The 18,890-nt window shown below is 31.9% G+C and carries 19 protein-coding genes; 4 read left to right on the top strand and 15 right to left on the bottom strand.

The annotated features are described in order from the left end of the window. Positions 1–164: 164 nt before the first annotated feature. From NR218_RS05770 to fdaB, 4 genes are all read right to left on the bottom strand, one after another. Complete coding sequence (locus tag NR218_RS05770) at positions 165–1,592, bottom strand: aldehyde dehydrogenase family protein (protein WP_017175119.1); 1,428 nt, start codon at positions 1,590–1,592, stop codon at positions 165–167. Positions 1,593–1,701: 109 nt separating this feature from the next. Further along, the gene (locus tag NR218_RS05775; RefSeq protein ID WP_002488141.1) at positions 1,702–2,037 is read right to left on the bottom strand and encodes a winged helix-turn-helix transcriptional regulator; all 336 of its coding nucleotides are present in this window, start codon (positions 2,035–2,037) and stop codon (positions 1,702–1,704) included. An 87-nt stretch (positions 2,038–2,124) separates the two neighbouring features. Beyond that, a complete protein-coding gene (locus NR218_RS05780; RefSeq protein ID WP_019835606.1) occupies positions 2,125–3,396 on the bottom strand; it encodes a UDP-N-acetylglucosamine 1-carboxyvinyltransferase in 1,272 nt (423 codons plus the stop codon). Between the two features lie 392 nt (positions 3,397–3,788). Beyond that, positions 3,789–4,646 (bottom strand): class IIb fructose-bisphosphate aldolase FdaB, encoded by an 858-nt coding sequence (gene fdaB / locus NR218_RS05785; RefSeq protein WP_002448638.1) that lies wholly within the window; start codon positions 4,644–4,646, stop codon positions 3,789–3,791. 161 nt (positions 4,647–4,807) lie between these two features. On the opposite strand from fdaB, the gene NR218_RS05790 reads away from it, so the two are divergent. Next, positions 4,808–5,329 (top strand): DUF2529 domain-containing protein, encoded by a 522-nt coding sequence (locus NR218_RS05790; RefSeq protein WP_019835604.1) that lies wholly within the window; start codon positions 4,808–4,810, stop codon positions 5,327–5,329. 116 nt (positions 5,330–5,445) lie between these two features. Here the strand turns inward: NR218_RS05790 and NR218_RS05795 are convergent, their stop codons facing one another. The 3 genes from NR218_RS05795 to NR218_RS05805 form a co-directional block, all read right to left on the bottom strand. Beyond that, positions 5,446–7,053: a CTP synthase gene (locus NR218_RS05795; protein WP_019835603.1), complete on the bottom strand. Its 1,608-nt coding sequence runs from the start codon at positions 7,051–7,053 to the stop codon at positions 5,446–5,448. A gap of 197 nt (positions 7,054–7,250) precedes the next feature. Continuing rightward, positions 7,251–7,781, bottom strand: a complete 531-nt coding sequence (gene rpoE, locus NR218_RS05800) for a DNA-directed RNA polymerase subunit delta (protein WP_002448639.1) — start codon at positions 7,779–7,781, stop codon at positions 7,251–7,253. A gap of 109 nt (positions 7,782–7,890) precedes the next feature. Continuing rightward, entirely contained in the window at positions 7,891–8,751 is an 861-nt protein-coding gene (locus NR218_RS05805; protein WP_049414157.1) for a GNAT family N-acetyltransferase, read from the bottom strand. Between the two features lie 180 nt (positions 8,752–8,931). Between NR218_RS05805 and coaW the strand changes: the two genes are divergently transcribed. After that, positions 8,932–9,732 (top strand): type II pantothenate kinase, encoded by an 801-nt coding sequence (gene coaW / locus NR218_RS05810; protein WP_017175114.1) that lies wholly within the window; start codon positions 8,932–8,934, stop codon positions 9,730–9,732. A 69-nt stretch (positions 9,733–9,801) separates the two neighbouring features. On the opposite strand, the gene NR218_RS05815 is transcribed toward coaW, so the two are convergent. The 3 genes from NR218_RS05815 to NR218_RS05825 form a co-directional block, all read right to left on the bottom strand. Further along, positions 9,802–10,467: a DUF2750 domain-containing protein gene (locus tag NR218_RS05815; protein WP_017175113.1), complete on the bottom strand. Its 666-nt coding sequence runs from the start codon at positions 10,465–10,467 to the stop codon at positions 9,802–9,804. Positions 10,468–10,571: 104 nt separating this feature from the next. Further along, entirely contained in the window at positions 10,572–11,768 is a 1,197-nt protein-coding gene (ldmS, locus tag NR218_RS05820) for an L-aspartate--L-methionine ligase LdmS (protein ID WP_037541099.1), read from the bottom strand. A gap of 4 nt (positions 11,769–11,772) precedes the next feature. Next, positions 11,773–12,948, bottom strand: a complete 1,176-nt coding sequence (locus NR218_RS05825; protein WP_017175111.1) for a M20 family metallopeptidase — start codon at positions 12,946–12,948, stop codon at positions 11,773–11,775. A gap of 259 nt (positions 12,949–13,207) precedes the next feature. Here NR218_RS05825 and NR218_RS05830 point away from each other — a divergent pair, with 259 nt between their 5' ends. Then, the gene (locus NR218_RS05830; RefSeq protein ID WP_049419941.1) at positions 13,208–13,678 is read left to right on the top strand and encodes an S-ribosylhomocysteine lyase; all 471 of its coding nucleotides are present in this window, start codon (positions 13,208–13,210) and stop codon (positions 13,676–13,678) included. A gap of 66 nt (positions 13,679–13,744) precedes the next feature. On the opposite strand, the gene NR218_RS05835 is transcribed toward NR218_RS05830, so the two are convergent. From NR218_RS05835 to deoC, 4 genes are all read right to left on the bottom strand, one after another. After that, on the bottom strand, positions 13,745–14,095 hold the full coding sequence (locus tag NR218_RS05835) for a membrane protein (protein ID WP_017176095.1): 351 nt from the start codon (positions 14,093–14,095) through the stop codon (positions 13,745–13,747). Positions 14,096–14,097: 2 nt separating this feature from the next. Next, complete coding sequence (gene deoB / locus NR218_RS05840) at positions 14,098–15,282, bottom strand: phosphopentomutase (RefSeq protein WP_019835529.1); 1,185 nt, start codon at positions 15,280–15,282, stop codon at positions 14,098–14,100. An 11-nt stretch (positions 15,283–15,293) separates the two neighbouring features. Further along, positions 15,294–16,595, bottom strand: a complete 1,302-nt coding sequence (locus NR218_RS05845) for a pyrimidine-nucleoside phosphorylase (protein WP_017176093.1) — start codon at positions 16,593–16,595, stop codon at positions 15,294–15,296. A gap of 61 nt (positions 16,596–16,656) precedes the next feature. Further along, positions 16,657–17,319, bottom strand: a complete 663-nt coding sequence (deoC, locus tag NR218_RS05850; protein ID WP_017176092.1) for a deoxyribose-phosphate aldolase — start codon at positions 17,317–17,319, stop codon at positions 16,657–16,659. Positions 17,320–17,465: 146 nt separating this feature from the next. Here deoC and deoD point away from each other — a divergent pair, with 146 nt between their 5' ends. Continuing rightward, entirely contained in the window at positions 17,466–18,176 is a 711-nt protein-coding gene (deoD, locus tag NR218_RS05855) for a purine-nucleoside phosphorylase (protein WP_017176091.1), read from the top strand. 85 nt (positions 18,177–18,261) lie between these two features. Here the strand turns inward: deoD and NR218_RS05860 are convergent, their stop codons facing one another. After that, entirely contained in the window at positions 18,262–18,702 is a 441-nt protein-coding gene (locus tag NR218_RS05860) for a Dps family protein (protein ID WP_017176090.1), read from the bottom strand. Positions 18,703–18,890: the final 188 nt, after the last annotated feature.

Below are 18,890 nucleotides of genomic sequence, written 5' to 3' on the forward strand. Positions count from 1 at the left end.
ACTTAAATGTTTTAAACGTTAGCATCTTAAATACTAGAATTAATATAGCAAATTTTTAATTTAATTACAAAATGATTTTATTAAATTTCAAAAAATAAAACAGCTCATGGAACTAAAACAATTCCATGAACTGTATTTATATTAAAATATTTCATTATACTTAATTATTTAAAATAACCAGCAATTGATTTTACTTCTAAGAACTCTTCAATTCCGTAGTCGCCCCATTCACGACCGATACCAGATTGTTTATAACCACCAAATGGTAAATAAGGTTCGTTTGGAGATTCATTAATTTGAATTCTACCTGCCTCAATTGAACGTGCTACTTTTTGAAGCGTTTCTTTATCTTTACCAATTACATATCCTGCTAAACCATATTTAGTATCATTAGCAATTTCGATTGCTTCGTCTAAATCATTATATGTGATTACTGAAACAACTGGACCAAAAATTTCTTCTTGTGCAATAGTCATATCATTTTTAACATTTACAAAAATAGTTGGTCTAGCAAAATAACCTGTATCTAATCCTTCTGGTTTACCTGGACCGCCATATAATAATTCAGCGCCTTCTTCAATACCTTTATCAATATAAGATTGTACTGTGTCGAATTGTTTTTTACTAATGATTGGTCCTACTTGAGTATTTTTATCAAGTGGATCGCCAACTTTAACATTACTAAACTCTTCTTTTAAGGCAGTTAAGAATTCTTGTTTAATACTTTCTGGAACTAAGATTCTTGTTCCTGCAGTACATACTTGACCAGTATTATTAACAACCTTTCCAGTTGTAGCTTTTGCAGCTTCTTTAATATCTACATCGTCAAGTACGATATATGGTGATTTGCCACCTAATTCAAGAGATACTTTTTTGATATCTTTAGCTGCTTTTTCCATAATTTTAGAACCTGTAGCTCCAGAACCAGTGAATGACATCATTCTAACTTTAGGATGTTCGCTTAATGGATTACCTACACCTTCACCATCACCATTAACTAAGTTAAATACACCTTTAGGAACGCCTGCTTTTTCAAAGATTTCAGCTAAAATTATTGCAGCAAATGGTGTTTCTTCAGAAGGTTTTAACACAACTGGACTACCTGCAGCAAATGCTGCTGCTAATTTAAGAGATGTTTGATTAGTTGGGAAATTCCATGGTGTAACTAATCCAGAAACGCCAATCGCTTCTTTAGTTACCAAATCATCTCCACGACGTTCTTCAAATTCAAATGAATCTAAAGCTCTACGTGCTTCTGAAAAGTGTTGTAAACCCATTTGATAATGAACATTTTCTGAAACAGTTAGTGGAGCACCTAACTCTGCAGTAATTGCTTCAATAATATCTTGTTTTCTATTTTTATATTCTTCTACTATTCTATCTAGTAGTTGTTTTCTTTCTTCAACTGAACTATGGCGAAATTCTAAATATACGTCATGAGCAGCTTGAACCGCTTTTTCTACGTCTTTTTCATTACCTTTTGCAACTTTTCCAATAACTTCTTCTGTTGCTGGATTAATTACATCAATTGTTTCGTTACTTTCACTATCAATCCATTCACCATTAATATATTGTTGAGTATAATTTCTCATCAATGATTCACTCCTTAAGAATGTGTATGTCTAATATATATCCGATTTGATGTTATTTAAACATAATTAAAAGGTTAAAGTTTATATAAACTCCAACCTTTTAACTATATTATTTAACTGAATCGTTATGTTCTAATGTGACGTAATCTCTAGCCCATGCTTCAATTGGTCTTAAAGCCTCAGCAAGTGCTTTTCCTTTATCGGTTAACTCATAAACGATAGAAACAGGACGTGTAGAAATGACTTTTTTGTCTACTAATTCCCACTCACCTAATTCTGTAAGCTTAATACTTAATGCACGTGGAGTAATTGTTTTTAAATCCCTTTTCATATCGGAAAAGTGTGCAGTATAATCAGCGCATCGAGATAGGTAATTAATGATTAAACCGTTCCAACTTCTACCAACAATTTTAAAGGTTTCTTCGAGATATGGACAGATTTCCATTGTCTTCACCTCTATTCAAAACTTCTTAAACATTGCAGGTATTTAATATACTTCAGCAATTAATATATTTAAGTATATCAAAAATAATTAAACTTGTTCAGTCCAAATATCCGCACCTAAATCTTTAAGATGTTTAACGATATCTGTATATCCTCTATAAATATGTTTAACATTATAAATTGTTGTAACACCTTCTGCTAGTAATCCAGCAATAATCAAGCAAGCTCCTGCACGTAGATCACTCGCATATACTTTGGCACCTTGAAGTTTAGAAGGTTTAATTGTTGCAGTACCAGTAGACGTATCTGCTTCAATACTAGCTCCCATATTTTTGAGCTCTTCTACATGGCGGAAACGAGCTGGATATATCGTTTCTGTAACGAAAGATGGACCATCTGTCATAAATAATAAAGGCGTAATAGGTTGTTGTAAGTCAGTAGCAAATCCAGGATATACTAATGTTTTAATATCTACATTTTTATATGATGATTTACCTTTAATTACTATTTGTTCTTTATCATCATCGATATCAATATCAACACCTAATTCATTTAGTTTAACTGTGAGCGCTTCTAAATGTTTAGGTACAATATTTTTAATTGTTACTTCGTCACCACAAGCAGCGGCAATACACATATACGTTCCCGCTTCAATTCTATCAGGAATCACTTGATATTCAGCTCCATGTAACTCTTCAACACCACTGATTTTTAGAGTACTCGTACCGGCGCCTTTGATATTTGCGCCTAAGCTATTTAAAAAGTTTGCTACATCTACTACTTCTGGTTCTTTGGCAGCATTTTCAATCGTTGTTTGCCCTTTTGCATGAACAGCTGCAAGCATAATGTTGATGGTTGCACCAACACTTACCATATCTAAAAAGATGTTGGCTCCGTGCAATTCTTTTGCTTCTATTTTCATTGATGTATCACTTGATTCATCAATTTCAGCACCTAAAGCTTTAAATCCTTTAATGTGTTGATCAATTGGACGTGGGCCCAATGGACAACCACCTGGTAAACCAATCACACATTTTTTAAAGCGACCTAACATGGCTCCCATCATGTAATAAGAAGCACGTAAAGATTCAACTTTGTTATTTGGTAACGGTGCATTTTTAATGTCTGTTGTATCAACTTCTAATGTTTTACCATTAAGATTTGTTTTAATATTTAAATCTTCTAATAAACTCACTAGTGTTTCAACATCTGAGATTTGCGGTAAACCGTCAATTTTCACTTGTCCTTGCGCTAATAGAGTAGCTGGAATAATAGCTACGGCACTATTTTTTGCACCACTAATTGTAACTTCACCCTTTAGTGGTTGACCACCTCGGATTTTAATTACTTCTTGACTCATTTATTTTTTCTCCTTTATTCGCCTTTTGTAAAATTATACATAATTCGCATTATAAATTATATATTATTTATTTGTAAAATACTAACTTTTAAAAAAACTTAGCAATTATAATATTAATATCCAAAAATCTAATATTTCATATAACGGATTGATAACACTATTATAAATCAATTTATACAATTATTTAATTCTGTTTTTTCATAAATTTTAAAAAGAGATAATTTATTTTTTATAAATCATGAGTCAGTAATTGATTAACATTCAGCATGACTAACTTTATACAAATACTTTAATAATATATCGTAAAATTTTTGTATAAAATAAAAAAACTGTCAACAAAGCGAACACTTTGCTGACAGTTCAGGTTGCCTTAACCTTTAATAATAATTATTTTATTTAGCGCGATTAGACGTACCAAACTCTCTAATTTTGCCTTTTACTGTTTCTTTAATAGCTTCACGTGCTGGACCTAAGTATTTGCGAGGATCGTAAACTTCTTTATCATTGTTCAATACATCTCTAACAGCTTTAGCTGAAGCAATTTGATTTTCAGTATTTACATTAATTTTTGCAGTACCATAAGGGATTGCTTTTTGAATATCTTTAGTTGGAATACCTGTACCACCATGTAAAACAAGTGGTAATCCAGTTGATGCACCAATTTCTTCCATTTCTTTGAAGCCTAATTTAGGTTCGCCTTTATAAGGACCATGTACTGAACCTAATGCTGGTGCTAAAGTATCAATACCAGTTCTTTCGACTAATTCTTGACATTCTTTAGGATCGGCATAGATGATACCGCCTACAACATCATCTTCTTGTCCACCCACTGTTCCTAATTCAGCTTCAACTGACACGCCATGTTGATGTGCATATTCTACTACTTTAGAAGTAATTTCAATATTTTCTTCAAATGGGCTATGTGAAGCATCAATCATTACTGAAGTAAATCCAGCATCAATAGCTTCTTTACATTTTTCAAAACTTGAACCATGATCTAGGTGGATAGCTACTGGTATAGTAATGTTTAAATCATGCATTAAACCTTCTACCATTTTAACTACTGTATAAAAACCACTCATATAACGTGCAGCACCTTCGGAAACACCTAAGATCACTGGCGCGTTCTCTTCTTGAGAAGCTTCTAAAATAGCTTGTGTAAATTCTAAGTTATTTAAGTTGTATTGACCAACCGCATAACCATTTTCTTTCGCATCGATTAACATTTCTTTCATTGAAACTAATGGCATGAAAGTTCCTCCTTGTATCCAATTACATAAATTTTCAAAAATTATTATAGCAGATAATATTTTTTATTGCATGCTTAATTTAAAAATAATTGATAACTTTTGAAGCTTCATTGCATAAAATATTATATTTCATTACAATACTAATGAAATGGAGGATAATCATGTCAAAGATACTACAAACACAATTAACGGGTATATTTAATCGTTTAGAAGACCAAGCGTTAGACATACAAATGGCTGCTCAATGTTTAATCCAAGCTATTGGTGGAGAAGGATATGTATATATTAATGGTTATGGAGATTTAAAATTTTTTGAAACTTTTATATTAGAAAGTGATGAAAAATTAAATTCTAGTAAAAAATTGAGTGAATTAAACAGTTTAAATGATTTAGACACAACTGATCGTGTATTTTTATTCTCTCCTTTTTATACTAAGGAGGTTGCTCAAGATGTTCAACAATTAATAGACAAAGATATTGATTTTGTATTAGTATGCAATCGTCCTAAACAAGAAGATTTCCCTGAACATCTTATGCATTTTGTAAACTTATCAACTCCGCGTCCGATTGTATATACTGAGGATTACGATAAAATTGTACAACCTCATACAATGGCGTTTAATTACATTTACTATGATATATATACACAAATGATTGAAATGACTAGAGACTTGGAATTATAAATTAACTTTATAATCATTAGCGCCTAACATGTACAACCTTTATCTTCTATATAAATTGATATAAATGAAGCGGAATAGACTACTTTTAAAGTCTATTCCGCTTCTATTTTGATATTTTAATTTTGTTGGTGTTTATAAGCAGCTTCTACAAAAGCTTTGAAAATTGGCTGTGGTCTATTAGGTCTAGATAAGAATTCCGGATGGAATTGACAAGCAATGAAGAAATCATTTTCTGGAATTTCTACCATTTCCACTAAACGACCATCTGGACTAGTACCAGAAAAGACCATTCCTTTATCTTCTAATTGTTCTCTATAAGCATTATTAAATTCATAACGATGACGATGACGCTCTTCAATATTTGTTTCATTATAAATGTCATGTGCCAAAGTATGATCTTTAATAGTACATGGATAAAGACCTAAACGTAATGTGCCACCTAAATCTTCGATATCTTTTTGTTCAGGTAACAAATCAATAATTGGATATGGTGTATTTGGATCAAGTTCTGCTGAATGAGCATCTTTAAGTCCTACAACATTTCTTGCAAATTCGACAGTTGCTAATTGCATTCCTAAGCAAATACCAAAATAAGGTATATTATTTTCCCTTGCATATTTGATAGCTGAAATTTTACCTTCACTCGCTCTAAAACCAAAGCCACCAGGAACTAAAATTCCATCAACATCACTTAAATAACTCTCTACATTTTCGTCTGTCACTTCACTTGAATCAATCCATTTTACTACAACATCTTTTTTCAATGGATAACCTGCATGTTTTAGTGATTCCACCACTGACAAGTATGCATCTTGTAAACTTACATATTTACCAACTAAGCCAATAGTAATCGTACCATCTAATGAATTAACGGTATCTAATAAATATTGCCATTCATCTAATTGTGTATCGTATTTAGCATCTAAATCTAAGCGTTTAATTACAATATCGTCCATATTTTGAGCACTTAATTGTAATGGGATTTCATATAATGACGATGCATCTCTACATTCAATAACACTTTCTTTATCTATATCACAGAATAAAGCAATTTTATCTTTTAAATCTTGAGTCATTTCATATTCTGTTCGAACAACAATTAAATCAGGTTGAATACCTAAACCACGTAATTCTTTTACACTATGTTGTGTTGGTTTAGTTTTCATTTCTCCAGCTGCTTTAATGTATGGAAGTAATGTACAATGAACATACATAACATTCTCACGGCCAAGGTCACTTCTAATTTGGCGAATAGCTTCAATAAATGGAAGAGATTCAATATCACCTGTTGTACCGCCTATTTCGGTAATGACCACATCCGCATTTGTACTTTCTCCAGCCAATAATAAGCGTTCTTTAATTTCATTTGTAATGTGTGGAATCACTTGAACTGTTCCACCTAAATAATCTCCACGACGTTCTTTTTTTAGCACATGTGAATATACTTTTCCCGCAGTGACATTCGAATATTTATTTAAATTGATATCTATAAAACGTTCATAATGTCCTAAGTCCAAGTCAGTTTCAGCGCCATCATCTGTAACAAATACCTCTCCATGTTGATAAGGACTCATTGTACCAGGATCAACATTTAAATATGGATCAAATTTTTGAATTGTTACTTTAAGTCCTCTGTCTTTTAACAATCTTCCTAGAGAAGCGGCTGTGATACCTTTACCTAAAGATGAAACTACTCCGCCGGTTACAAAGATAAATTTTGTCATTGTCTGACCTCCTAATTTATTAAGGGTTGCTTCCTTACTCTATCTCTACAAAATTTAAACATTTCCTAAAAATAAAAAAATCGCTCCCTCTCACATATTTGTAAGGGGAGCGTATAACATTTATACACGTGTCCTAATTAAAGGAGCCCGAATAAAATTTTAACATTTTTCATTCAAAAGTCAATTAAAACTAATATTTAGTCATTAAAATCTTCTGCATCTTCAAATGCTTCTTCTTCACCTTCAGCGATGTCGTCATCATCATCTTCTTCAATAACGATATCTGAACCGTCAATATCTTCTTCATTATCATCAGAATCATCTAATGTTTCTTGATCATCCGTTTGAGCTGGAATATCATCGTCATCATCCATTTCATCGTCGCCAAGTAACTTAAGATTTTCATCTTCTTCATCATCGTCATCAAGAATATCAAATTTTTGAATTGTTGGTGCAATTTTTTCTTCAATATCATCTACTGAATACCAATCACGTAATCCCCATTGATTTTCACCAACATTTAAGAAACGTCCATCTGTATTTAAGTCAGTATAAAATTGTACAATACGATTTTCAATTTCATCATATTCATAATTACCGAGACTTTTAAATTCGTCAATAATATCATAGAGATTCATTGTTGACCCTTTATCGTGTAATAAAGTATAAGCCATATCGATAAATGATTTTTCATCAACCATTTCTTTAGTATAATCTTGAATTTTCATTATAACTAAACTTCCTTTCAAAGGATTTTATTATCTTTACATTGCTTTTATTAATAGTAACAAAGATAAATTATAAATGACATTTTATGATTTCGCAATTGCTATTCAATTAGTAATTAATATATTTTTTGAAAATAACTAAGTCATCTGATTGATCTGTCTCAACAAAGCCGCTACTAATACATAATGGCTTAAGTTCATTATTTTCCCCAAATAATGTAATACCTATACTTCTTATTTCTTTAAAATGTTTACGTACATATGTAGGAAGTTGTCTTAAAGCACTCCCAGCAATCCCCTCTTTTCTTTGATCTTTATAGACTTCTATTGCAGCGATGTTTAGATGAGTATCTAGATGTTCGAGTGCAATAAATCCAACTTTTTGATCATCTTTTAATAAATCAATAATTTGATACATTGCAATATTTGAATTTTTATTCTCAACTAATTTCAATGACGATACATGTTTAGAATCCAAATCTAAATAGTATAAACGTTCTTTACCGATGGGTCCTTCTTCTTTAGTAGCAGTATGCATGAATCCAGCACGTTCATATACATTCCATGCCCCTTCATTTTCAGTATCAACAACTAAATATAAATGATTGAAATCTGGAAATAATAGTTGAACATATTGAGGTAAATACATCATCATAGTTGTACCATAGCCTTGTCCTTGAAATTTTTCATTAATAGACAATGATCGAACATAAACGACATGCTCAGGTGTATCATATCCTTCATGTTGATAATACTGATGAAGTATGAAGAATCCTACTACATCTCCATTTTCATTAATGGCAATATTAGCTACTCGATTTTCATCTTTTAAAGCATCTTCTAATACAGATTTAGGTAATGATGAATAAATTTGTTGTCGTTCGCTTAATTCAAAGTTTAAGACATCATCGCGATATTGTTCTTCAAATTCCTGAATTGTAATATTTTCAAATTGCTTTACTATACTCATAAAATTAACCCCTATATCTCAAAGTTGTTTTAATAATATCATATATAACCTTTAAATCTTATAAAATAATCTATTTACTCTAATATTTACTATTTATTTTATAATATTGTAAAATAATTGCAATTCGTCAAAATTATTATAGTATTAACATGTCATATATTAATTTTAGAGGTGAAAAAAATGAGAGTAGGTATCGATGCCGGCGGTACATTAATTAAAATAGCAATGGAAGATGATACACACCGTACATTGTCAACTGAATTAACAACAGATATAAATAAAGTCATTCAATGGTTAAACCAAAATGAATTCGAAAAAATCAATTTAACAGGTGGTAACGCAGGCGTTATTGCTGAAAACATCAAACAATCATCCCAAATATTTGTTGAATTTGATGCTGCTTCAAAGGGATTAGGTATTTTACTTAAGGAGCAAGGCCATCATATTAATCAATACATATTTGCAAACATAGGTACTGGTACATCTTTACACTATTATAATGGTCACCATCAAGAACGTGTAGGCGGAATTGGTACGGGTGGCGGAATGATTCGAGGTTTAGGTTATTTATTGACTGAAATATCTGATTATGAAACACTTACAAATCTCGCTCAATCTGGAAATAGAGATATTATCGATTTAAAAGTTAAACATATATATAAAGATTCTGAACCGCCTATTCCTGGTGAACTCACTGCTGCAAACTTTGGCAATGTACTAAATAATATGAATGAACATTTTACTAACTCAGATAAATTAGCATCTGTCGTGGGTGTCGTTGGCGAAGTGATTACAACGATGGCGATTACAGTAGCTCGTGAATGTCAAACAAAAAATGTTGTTTATATTGGGTCTTCTTTTAATAATAATCCCTTACTACGAAAAGTTATTGAGGATTATACTGTTTTACGAGGATGTCATCCTTTTTATATTGAAAATGGTGCATTTTCAGGTGCAATCGGTGTCCTTCATTTAAGCTAATTCAAACTAAAAACATTAACATAAAAATCCCAATAGATTTCTTAAAAAAGAAACCTATTGGGATTTGATTTAAAATGATAATTCATTAGATACTTTTTGTGGAGAAACAATGGTGCCTACGACTCCAGGTTTTAAGTCTACTGCGACAGCTTGATCATTATCTCTTAATTTATCAAGCCATTCACTAAATACACTACCTTCAATTTCGATTAAATCACATTCTTCAAAATCTTTATCACGAACTTTTCGTGCCCGATTTTTAATACTCCATACAGGCATAATATTAGGTTTTTGATTTTCTTTATCACTAATAAGAATAAATCTTTTTTCCCCTTTACGTGTTAAGCCAAAAACATGATTTTCTTTTGAAATATCTTTTGCAAATTCTTTAAGACGAATTTTGTCTAATTCAGACATGAGTTCATTCATCATGTCTACAACTTTGACAATATGTCCCTCTTCTTTACTTGAAGTATTGATTAAAATTTTATCACTTTCATCAAACAATTCATCCATATCATACGTAACGAACGTATCAATATCAATATTTAATAGTCGATCAAATTGAATGTCTGAGTGATTTAAATACTCTTTTGCGATGTCTTCATTCGTCCACATTCCTGTGTAATCACCATCTTCATGATGAATACGAATTAATTTTTTATTTTTACTAGCCAAAATAATGACTTCATTAATTAATATCTCTTTGAAATAGTCATTATGCTTATATTCCATTACAAACCCTCTCTCTTAATATACTAATTAAATGTTAAATTATATTAAAATTAACGTCAAACATCCATATTTTTTTTTATAATTAATTTAACCTATACTCTAACTTAATTAGTATCATCAAGTTCACTAATAAATGCTTGTTCTAATTGTTCAACTTCTTCTTTAGAATCAGCATTCCATATACATCCAAAGCGAGAATTCACTTCATCTTTACCAAACCAATCACCGTCATAATACGAAAGAGGATAAAGCACGCCTTGTTTAACATATTTTAAAATAACATTGAAGAAACGAGTATTATCTCCTCTTGAAAAATAACTATAAAATTTTTGATAGTTAGGATTTAATTCATCTTGTAATAGTAGCATGCTTGTCGAACCATTTTGTCTAAAATTCAAATCTATAGCAAATACATTATCATTTTCATCTAATAATAAATCAAATCCTGCCACACCAATAAAGCCTAAGTTCACTCCATTTTGCATAATTTCACGACCAGCTTGAATCACTTTTTCTGGAACATCATGCACATTTTCATTTCCTGCGTATAGACCATATTTATCAGTAATTTGATGGGCAGTACCTAGATAGGTGATACCTATTTCTTTAGAATATGCAAATTGGACACAATAATTTTTAACTGCTTCTATTTTTTGTTCAATGATTAAATTATCGGTAGCATGGGCCGCTTCAAATATTCGTTGAGTTGCTTTTTCTAAGTCTTCGTCGTTATAGCAAATCATTACGCCATAACCACCTGCAGTTGGTAATTCATCTCCTGGCTTAATTACAAAAGGATAATCCCAATCTTTGATACGACCTTTGAAATCTCTAATTGACACAATTTCACGGTCTGGTAAATATTTATGATTTGTCCATTCAGGAATACGTGATTTATTATTTAAAGCTACAAAAACGTCTTTATCAATGGCATACGCTTCGTCATCTACTATGTCATTGTTTTCGATATATTGAAAATATATTTTTTTCCCTTCTTTATTGATAATCTCTTGTAACAAGCGTTCATACGTTTCACGATCTCTAAATGTATAAAGATGCTTTGGTATTTTTTTACCAATAAAATCAAATAGTTGTTGTAACTTATCTGTAATACTCGCTTCGTGTACAACAATCGGCATATCCTTAGCGATAATCATTTCACGACCAGTCAAAAAATTAGACTGATGCTCTTCTGTTGTGAGCCAAGGATTCAATGCATAAGAAGGCCTTGAATTATATACAATATTTTCATTATACAAATCACTTAACGTTAACTTTGGAACACTATATTCATTTTTCATTTATTTACCCCTTTATTTGAGAATGTTGCTCTACAACCTCATCAAATAGTTTTTTATTTTCAATTAATTCTAGTCCCATAAGAGCAATAATTTTTGCGCCTCGAATCAAAGCTTGATCACCATGAACACTTGCAGCTGCTTCTCTAAAACGGTGTGTATGACCTACTAAATTTCTTGAACCAATTTTAACATGTGGATGAATCGTAGGAACTATATGACTAACATTTCCTGTATCTGTCGAACCAAAACCAAAATCATCATAACTTACTTCTTCGCCAACTTCTATGGCGTATTTTTCAAATAATTCGTCTAGTTTAGGTGTTTTTATAAATTCATTTACACCATTTTGAATAGGACCAAATTCATAGTCACAACCCGTTTGGATGGCTGCACCTCTTGCAATTTGATTAACACGTTCTGTTAAAATATCAAGTTCTTTTCTAGTAGTGGCACGTGTATAAAATCTCGCATGTGTATAATCAGGTATAATATTAGCAGCTTTACCTCCATCTAAAATTACACCGTGTACACGATGACTTTTCTTAATATGTTGACGTAATTGAGCTACACCATTGAAATAAGAAATCATCGCATCTAATGCATTTAAAGCCTCATCCGCATTTTCTGAAGCGTGGGCGCTTTTACCATAAAATTTAATATCAAGCACATCAACGGCTAATGTATTTATCGTTGGATATGTTTCATTTCCAGGATGAATCATAAGTGCAATGTCAATATCATCAATCACACCGGCTTTTACATATGAAGCTTTTGCACTTCCATTTTCTCCACCTTCTTCGGCAGGACATCCTAATACAACTACTTTTCCACCAACATGATCGATGACTTGTTTAAGTGCTATTCCTGCTAATACACTTGCTGTCCCAATGATATTGTGGCCACATGCATGACCTAAACCAGGTAAAGCATCATATTCAGCTAAATATCCTATAGTTGGTCCTTCTTTTTCAGACTGGTAAGTTGCAATGAACCCAGTAGCATGTCCGGCAATATCCGTTTCTATCTCAAAATCATTTGCTCTTAATTGATCAATCAATGTTCTTGATGCAAATATCTCTTCATTGCCTAACTCAGGACGCTCGTGTATACGATGGCTTATTTCGACATAATCGTACTTTTTATTCTCTATATAGTCTAATATCTCTTGTTTACTACTCATCAATCTATACTCCTTTTATACACGAATATTAATATCCATATTTATTTAGACATCAAGTCAATCCATTTCTTGATGTATCTTTAAATTTAATTATTACTTATTTTATCGGATTTACTATAGATTGTCATCACATTCATTTGAATTTACAAAATTTTCTTACAATAAGCATTTGAATTACTTGATTAAGAAAATTGTAAATGATTAGCACTCTTGTTACAATCATATTATTCAAGCAATGTATTTATAGGAGGAAATAAATATGACTAAAATGAACGTTGAAAGTTTTAATCTTGACCATACAAAAGTAGTTGCACCATATATTCGCTTAGCAGGCACAATGGAAGGGATTAATGGAGACGTTATCAAAAAATATGATTTACGTTTTAAACAACCAAATAAAGCGCATATGGATATGCCAGCGCTACATTCATTAGAACATTTAATGGCTGAAAATATTAGAAATCATTCTGATAAAGTTGTAGATTTAAGTCCTATGGGTTGTCAAACTGGTTTTTATGTTTCATTTATTGATCACGATGATTATGAAGATGTATTAAATATTATTGAAAAAACTTTAAATGATGTGTTAGAAGCTACAGAAGTTCCTGCTTGCAATGAAGTTCAATGCGGTTGGGCTGCTAGTCATTCTCTTGAAGGTGCTAAAGCACTCGCAAAAGAATTCTTAGATAAGCGTAATCAATGGGACGACATTTTTGGTGAAGGCAAATAATTAATAATTAAATAAACAATACCCTACCTAAATGCTTTAGGTAGGGTATTGTTTATTTAAGTTTTATTATAATTTTTTTACAATAGCTATTAAAATGAATTGAAGTGGTAATCTTAAGTATAATGCCCACTTAGGAATAGATTTATTTCCTAATGGTAATTGCTTTCTTGCCATGTAAATGTTTCCTGGAAAAACCGCAAGTAAAAATGCATTAATACCTTTTTTCAACCAATCCGCAGGTTTTTTAGCTAATAACATAACTCCAAAGAACATTTCAAATACGCCTGTCACTAAAACTGCTGTTTTTCGTAATGGTAAATACTCCGGTACAATCGATCTAAATTGACGTTCCTTTGTAAAATGTAGTATTCCTGCTGTTCCAAATGCTAAACCTAACAAATATCTCATTATTTTCATAATTATTCAACTCCCATTTCTTTTAAATAACTTTTTCCGTATTTTGGCAATTCAACATTGAAATTATCTGCAATTGTTGCACCAATAGAACTAAATGTTGTATCTCCTGATAATTCATGGTATGCATCTATTTTAGGGCTAAACATAAGCACTGGAATATATTCTCTAGTATGATCTGTTCCCTCTGCAATTGGATCATTACCATGATCAGCAGTAATAATCACTAAATCATCTTCTTGTAAATTATCAATTAATTCTGGTAAGCGTTCGTCAAAATCTTTAATGGCTTGTGCATAACCTTCTTTATCACGACGATGACCATATAAAGCATCAAAATCAACAAGATTTAAGAAACTTAATCCATTAAAGTCTTTTTTGACAACTTCTATTAACTTATCCATTCCATCCATATTATTTTTTGTACGAATGGCTTCAGTTACACCTTCGCCATCATAGATGTCATTGATTTTACCAATAGCAATAACATCATAATCACTATCTTTTAATGTATTCATAACAGTTTTACCAAATGGTTTTAAAGCATAATCATGACGATTAGATGTACGAGTAAAGTTTCCTGGTTCACCAACATATGGACGTGCAATAACACGGCCAATTAAGTACTTAGGATCCTTAGTTAATTCACGAACCTTTTCGCAAATATCATACAATTCTTCAAGTGGGATAATATCTTCATGTGCAGCAATTTGAAGTACTGGGTCTGCACTAGTATAAACAATTAAATCCCCTGTTTTCATTTGATGTTCGCCTAATTCATCAATAATTGCAGTACCTGAAGCAGGTTTATTTGCTACAACTTTTCGACCTGTCATTTCTTCAATCTCTTGAATTAATTCGTCAGGAAATCCATTTGGATAAACTTTAAATGGTTGCATGATATTTAGTCCCATAATTTCCCAATGTCCTGTCATCGTATCTTTTCCAACAGAAGCTTCACTTAATTTAGTATAAAAAGCACCTGGTTGTTCAACTTTATTGACTACTGGCAAATCTTCAATATTACCTAATCCTAATTTTTCTAAATTAGGTAATGATTGGTTAAAACCTTCTAACGTGTGTTTTAATGTGTGTGAACCTTCATCATTAAAAGCTGCAGCATCAGGTGCTTCACCAATACCTACTGAATCCATGACAATTAAATGTACTCTTTTAAATGGTGTCGTCATATTTAACACTCCTACTCTGTAATTATTTTATGAATTAATGTTGGTGTTTTTGCTTGCGCTTTAATTTCGATACTTTCGTCAAGTTTCTTAATTACATCATCAACATTTTCACGATTACTGTGAATCGTTAATAAAGACTCTCCTTCATTGACGTTGTCTCCTACTTTCTTATTCAACACAATGCCAACACTTAAATCTATGTCATCTTCTTTCGTTTGTCTTCCCGCACCTAACATCATTGAAGCAACGCCAATTTCATTAGCAATAAGCTCTGAAACTACACCACTTGATTTTGCTTTATAATCAATTTGATATTCGGCAGTCGGTAATAACTCCGGTGAATCGACAACTGAAGCATCGCCACCTTGATTTTCTAAAAATGTTTTGAATTTATCTAATGCTGAGCCATTTTCAATGGCTTCATTGAGCAATTGACGCGCCTCTTCAAGTGTACTTGCTCTTTCAGCAAGTACGACCATTTGTGAACCAAGCGTTAATACTAATTCAGTTAAATCTTCAGGTCCTTGACCATTTAATGTATCAATCGCTTCTTTTAATTCTAAAGCATTCCCAATCGCACGACCAAGTGGTTGGCTCATATCTGAAATAATAGCCATTGTATTTCTACCAACATTATTTCCTATGCTAACCATAGCATGTGCTAAAGCCTCGGCATCTTCTAATGTTTTCATGAATGCACCATTTCCAGTTTTAACATCTAGGACGATTGCATCAGCACCCGCGGCAATTTTCTTACTCATGATAGATGATGCGATTAGAGGAATAGAGTTAACTGTTCCTGTAACATCTCTTAATGCGTATAGTTTCTTATCTGCAGGTGTTAAATTGCCTGTTTGTCCAATCACTGCAACTTGATCTTCATTAACAAGTTTAATGAAGTCCGCTTCAGAGATTTCAACATGAAACCCATCAATAGATTCTAATTTATCAATCGTACCACCCGTATGTCCTAAACCACGGCCACTCATTTTGGCAACTGGCACTCCCACTGCAGCTACTAATGGTGCCAACACTAATGTCGTCGTATCTCCAACGCCACCAGTTGAGTGTTTATCTACTTTAATACCATTGACTTTTGATAAATCAATAACATCACCTGAATTAACCATTGCCATAGTTAAAGCTGCACGTTCTTCTTCATTCATATCTTGGAAGAAAATCGCCATAGCTAAACTTGAGGCTTGATAATCTGGGATATCTCCTTCCGTGTAGCCTTTGATAAAGAATTCAATTTCCTCTTTAGATAATGATTTTCCATCGCGTTTCTTTTCAATAATATCTATCATTCTCATCATTCTGAACTCCTCTCAAAATAAGCTGTTGTATCTGTATGCTGTTACATCAACTGCATGATTAATAATCAGAATCTGACTCTAAACCTTGAATAATTTGGACACCAGCACTCGCACCTATACGTGTAGCGCCTGCGTCAATCATTTTATTGAAATCTTCTAAATTACGTACGCCACCTGAAGCTTTAACCTCTAATTCGTCTCCCACAGTGTCTTTCATTAATTTCACATCTTCTGGTGTAGCGCCTCCCCCAGCAAAGCCAGTTGATGTTTTAACGAAATCTGCACCAGCAGCTTTTGCTAGTTCACTTGCTTTCACTTTTTCATCGTCTGTTAAAAGAACAGTTTCAATAATAACTTTCACTATTTTTCCATTAGCTGCGCCAACTACGCCTTCGATATCTTTTTGAACGTCTTCATATCTTCCATCTTTAAGTGCGCCTATATTGATAACCATATCAATTTCTGACGCGCCATTTTTAATCGCATCTTCTGTTTCAAAAATCTTTGTAGCGGTTGTTGTAGCTCCAAGTGGGAACCCAATCACTGTACATACAAGCACATCAGAATTCACAAGCTGTTCAGAAGCATACTTAACGTGGGTTGGATTAACGCAAATCGATTTAAAATGATACGCCTTAGCTTCAGAAATAATTTTATCAATCTGTTGACGTGTTGATTCCGGTTTTAAAAGTGTATGATCAATATATTTTGAATATTCCATAAAAATTTCCTCCAATGTATTGCTCGAAAGCCAACTGTATTAACATAATTTATATGTTTCTCTCATTTATATGGTACAAAAATTCGCAAAAATTTTAAACAAATGTTATCTTTATTTTGAATAAAAATGTTAAGGAGAAGATATTCATGACAAACGGTACACCTCATATTCAACCTAATGGAACTAAAATTGCTAAAACAGTATTAATGCCTGGGGATCCATTACGTGCAAAATATATTGCTGATAACTTTTTAGAAAATGTTGAGCAATTTAATGAAGTACGTAATATGTTTGGATACACTGGCACATATAAAGGTAAAGAAATCTCAGTAATGGGTTCAGGTATGGGTATTCCAAGTATTGGAATTTATTCGTATGAGCTTTATAATTTCTTTGATGTTGATACAATTATTCGAATTGGTTCATGTGGTGCATTACAAGAGAATGTGAATTTATATGATGTCATTATTGCTCAAGCTGCTTCAACTAATTCAAATTATGTAGATCAATTTAATATTCCTGGTCACTTTGCTCCAATTGCAGATTTTGAGTTAATTACTAAAGCTAAACAAGTTGCTGATGATATCGGAGCAGTTACACATGTTGGAAATATTTTATCATCAGATACGTTTTATAATGCCGATAAACATTTTAACGATAGTTGGAAGAACATGGGTATCTTAGGTATTGAAATGGAATCAGCTGGCTTATATTTAAATGCAATTCATGCTGGTAAAAAAGCATTAGGTATTTTTACTGTAAGTGATCATATCTTAAGAGATGAAGCTACATCAGCTGAAGAACGTCAAACATCATTTACTCAAATGATGGAAATTGCTTTAGAAATCGCTGAATAATCACTTATCAATGTTAATATTAAAAGTTAAAAGAGCCATTGTAGACGTTTTATCGTCCACAATGGCTCTTTTTAAAATAGAATATTTAAACTAAATAAGATTTAAACATCCAATTATGTTTATCTACTGATGTTTGCATGCCAATAAACATATCTTCTGAAACATCGTCTCCTGCTTCTCCTGCAACTTCAATTGCTTTTCCAAGTTGTTTAGAAATTTGAGTTAAATCTTCAGAGAAAGCTTTAACCATTTCTTCAGCAGTGTAATGTGTTTCTGCTTCTTTTACAATTGAAAGTTCTAAACTTTCTTTTAATGTTGCTACTGGGTTACCTCCAATTGCTAAAATACGTTCTGCTAAATCGTCTACATATTGACTAGCTTCATTGTATAATTCTTCAAATTTTTCATGTAATGAGAAGAAATTAGGACCTTTAACATACCAATGGAAGTTGTGTAATTTTGTATATGCTACTGTCCAGTTTGCTACTTGTTGATTTAATTCTTTTACTACATCTTGTTGAGTCATCGAATCTCTCCTTTTTTGTACTTTTATACAGTCAAGTCTCTCTTTTACAATCATAATTATATTATAATAATTATAATCTGTAAAGTCATTTTACACACGCAATTAAAAAACATTAATACTTATGAATAAATATATAGAATCATTATCAAAAGCTTTATAATATATAATCAAAATATATAGATATTATC

It is taken from the genome of Staphylococcus sp. SUC_1.2, from assembly GCF_026222585.1.

Bases quoted from the DNA above. Each gene is read 5' to 3' on its own strand.
- NR218_RS05770 (WP_017175119.1), bottom strand. From the start codon at position 1,592: ATGAGAAATTATACTCAACAATATATTAATGGTGAATGGATTGATAGT.
- NR218_RS05775 (WP_002488141.1), bottom strand. From the start codon at position 2,037: ATGGAAATCTGTCCATATCTCGAAGAAACCTTTAAAATTGTTGGTAGA.
- NR218_RS05780 (WP_019835606.1), bottom strand. From the start codon at position 3,396: ATGAGTCAAGAAGTAATTAAAATCCGAGGTGGTCAACCACTAAAGGGT.
- fdaB (WP_002448638.1), bottom strand. From the start codon at position 4,646: ATGCCATTAGTTTCAATGAAAGAAATGTTAATCGATGCGAAAGAAAAT.
- NR218_RS05790 (WP_019835604.1), top strand. From the start codon at position 4,808: ATGTCAAAGATACTACAAACACAATTAACGGGTATATTTAATCGTTTA.
- NR218_RS05795 (WP_019835603.1), bottom strand. From the start codon at position 7,053: ATGACAAAATTTATCTTTGTAACCGGCGGAGTAGTTTCATCTTTAGGT.
- rpoE (WP_002448639.1), bottom strand. From the start codon at position 7,781: ATGAAAATTCAAGATTATACTAAAGAAATGGTTGATGAAAAATCATTT.
- NR218_RS05805 (WP_049414157.1), bottom strand. From the start codon at position 8,751: ATGAGTATAGTAAAGCAATTTGAAAATATTACAATTCAGGAATTTGAA.
- coaW (WP_017175114.1), top strand. From the start codon at position 8,932: ATGAGAGTAGGTATCGATGCCGGCGGTACATTAATTAAAATAGCAATG.
- NR218_RS05815 (WP_017175113.1), bottom strand. From the start codon at position 10,467: ATGGAATATAAGCATAATGACTATTTCAAAGAGATATTAATTAATGAA.
- ldmS (WP_037541099.1), bottom strand. From the start codon at position 11,768: ATGAAAAATGAATATAGTGTTCCAAAGTTAACGTTAAGTGATTTGTAT.
- NR218_RS05825 (WP_017175111.1), bottom strand. From the start codon at position 12,948: ATGAGTAGTAAACAAGAGATATTAGACTATATAGAGAATAAAAAGTAC.
- NR218_RS05830 (WP_049419941.1), top strand. From the start codon at position 13,208: ATGACTAAAATGAACGTTGAAAGTTTTAATCTTGACCATACAAAAGTA.
- NR218_RS05835 (WP_017176095.1), bottom strand. From the start codon at position 14,095: ATGAAAATAATGAGATATTTGTTAGGTTTAGCATTTGGAACAGCAGGA.
- deoB (WP_019835529.1), bottom strand. From the start codon at position 15,282: ATGACGACACCATTTAAAAGAGTACATTTAATTGTCATGGATTCAGTA.
- NR218_RS05845 (WP_017176093.1), bottom strand. From the start codon at position 16,595: ATGAGAATGATAGATATTATTGAAAAGAAACGCGATGGAAAATCATTA.
- deoC (WP_017176092.1), bottom strand. From the start codon at position 17,319: ATGGAATATTCAAAATATATTGATCATACACTTTTAAAACCGGAATCA.
- deoD (WP_017176091.1), top strand. From the start codon at position 17,466: ATGACAAACGGTACACCTCATATTCAACCTAATGGAACTAAAATTGCT.
- NR218_RS05860 (WP_017176090.1), bottom strand. From the start codon at position 18,702: ATGACTCAACAAGATGTAGTAAAAGAATTAAATCAACAAGTAGCAAAC.